Here is a 310-nt window from a genome sequence, read left to right on the forward strand (position 1 = left end):
GCAAGACACTCGCAGTTTTTGGTGCAGGAGCTTCGGGGTTTCTAAGCTGTGCAACGATAGCGTATGCTTCCGATGAAGCTGAGCATGGTTTAGACTCTCCTAGTTATCCATGGCCTCATAGTGGCATCCTTAGTTCGTACGATCATGCTTCGATTCGTCGGGGTCACCAGGTTTACCAGCAAGTCTGTTCATCATGCCACTCGATGTCACTTATTTCATATCGTGATCTTGTTGGTGTGGCCTACACTGAGGAGGAAACCAAAGCTATGGCTTCCGAGATTGAAGTGGTGGATGGCCCTAATGATGAGGG

The 310-nt window shown here is 49.0% G+C and carries 1 protein-coding gene; it reads left to right on the forward strand.

Translation table 11 applies throughout. The features are described from left to right. Positions 1–56: 56 nt before the first annotated feature. Positions 57–310 (forward strand): cytochrome c1 (locus tag GFJ41_RS21380; RefSeq protein ID WP_500048764.1); only part of this gene is annotated, 254 nt, incomplete at its 3' end.

The organism is Paraclostridium dentum (assembly GCF_012922555.1).
GTDB classification, from domain to species: domain Bacteria; phylum Bacillota; class Clostridia; order Peptostreptococcales; family Peptostreptococcaceae; genus Paraclostridium; species Paraclostridium dentum.